The organism is Geodermatophilus telluris (assembly GCF_900102745.1).
GTDB lineage: Bacteria > Actinomycetota > Actinomycetes > Mycobacteriales > Geodermatophilaceae > Geodermatophilus > Geodermatophilus telluris.
Map to the genome: position 1 here is coordinate 1 of NZ_FMZF01000012.1, position 1,946 is coordinate 1,946.

Sequence of the window (1,946 nt, forward strand, 5' to 3'; positions counted from 1 at the left end):
GGGGAGTTTCTCACTCCCCTCTCGCTACTCATGCCTGCATTCTCACTCGCGTGGCGTCCACGGCTGGATTCCTCCGCCGCTTCACCCGCCACACGACGCTCCCCTACCCACCTCGTCACCTGGCCGGCACCGCGAACGGCGACGGCGGGCGTGAAGACGAAGTGCCACGGCTTCGGCGGTGTGCTTGAGCCCCGCTACATTGTCGGCGCGGAACCACTTGACCAGTGAGCTATTACGCACTCTTTCAAGGATGGCTGCTTCTAAGCCAACCTCCTGGTTGTCACTGCGATCCCACATCCTTTTCCACTTAGCACACGCTTAGGGGCCTTAGCCGATGATCTGGGCTGTTTCCCTCTCGACTACGAACCTTATCGCCCGCAGTCTCACTGCCGCGCTCTCACTTACCGGCATTCGGAGTTTGGTTGACGTCAGTAACCTTGTGGGGCCCATCGGCCATCCAGTGCTCTACCTCCGGCAAGAAACACGCGACGCTGCACCTAAATGCATTTCGGGGAGAACCAGCTATCACCGAGTTTGATTGGCCTTTCACCCCTACCCACAGCTCATCCCCCAGGTTTTCAACCCTGGTGGGTTCGGTCCTCCACGCGGTCTTACCCGCGCTTCAACCTGGCCATGGGTAGATCACTCGGCTTCGGGTCTAGAGCACGCGACTGGATGCGCCCTGTTCGGACTCGCTCTCGCTACGGCTACCCCACACGGGTTAACCTCGCCACGTACCGCTAACTCGCAGGCTCATTCTTCAAAAGGCACGCCATCACCCCGCACCCACAAGGGGCGCATTCTGAGCTCTGACGGCTTGTAGGCACACGGTTTCAGGTACTATTTCACTCCCCTCCCGGGGTACTTTTCACCTTTCCCTCACGGTACTCGTCCGCTATCGGTCACCAGGGAGTATTCAGGCTTAGCGGGTGGTCCCGCCAGATTCACACCGAATTCCACGGGCTCGGTGCTACTTGGGATACAGAAACAGGGAGACGACCGGTTTTCGTGTACGGGGCTCTCACCCTCTACGGCGACCCCTTCCAGAGGCCTTCCACTAACCAGGTACGTTTTCTCACTCCCCGCCACCCCGGCAGGAGTGGCACGACTGTCCCACGACCCCGACCACACAACGCCTGCCGGCTGTCACATGCGATCGGTTTAGCCTCATCCGCTTTCGCTCGCCACTACTCACGGAATCACGGTTGTTTTCTCTTCCTGTGGGTACTGAGATGTTTCACTTCCCCACGTTCCCTCCACACGCCCTATGTGTTCAGGCGCGGGTCACACCACATGACTGGTGCGGGGTTCCCCCATTCGGACACCCTCGGATCAACGCTCGGTTGGCAGCTCCCCGAGGCTTATCGCAGCCTCCCACGTCCTTCATCGGCTCCTGGTGCCCAGGCATCCACCGTGTGCCCTCAACATCTTGGCCACACAAAAACCCACCCCACCGCACCAACCCGAAGGCCGGCCACGCAGGGCGGGACACCTACAAGCAAACACTCCGCAACCACGCAGCACTCCGCAAAGAGCACTCCGCGACACGGAGATCAAAAGATGCTCGCGTCCACTGTGCAGTTCTCAACGACCAACCCGAGACACCCCCGCTCACCGACCCCACCCGACCCCCACCCACCCCGACGAAACCGTCGACGATGCGTGGAGCGATGTGAGATCCCGGAGGCCCGGCACGAGACAACGGTTGCCCGCTCCCTCAGGACCCAACAGCGTGCCTACGACCACCCCCACACCCGACTCCCCTCCACGCCCGCACCCCGAAGGGCACCGAGCAGTACTAGGAGCCGGCCTGCGACCGGCGGCCGAACTGGTCAGCGTTCCACCCTCGAGCACCACCCAGGCACCCCGCGGCCACCCGGAACTGGGCGGACCGTCTCGTCCTGGCATGGCTCTGCACCCGACAACCCCTGAGGTCACCGAGTGAG

General features: G+C 62.0%; 1 rRNA gene. It reads right to left on the bottom strand.

The features are described 5' to 3' along the window. A 23S ribosomal RNA gene (locus BLQ97_RS22800) occupies positions 1-1,435 on the bottom strand; the annotation flags it as partial. Between the last annotated feature and the right edge of the window lie 511 nt (positions 1,436-1,946).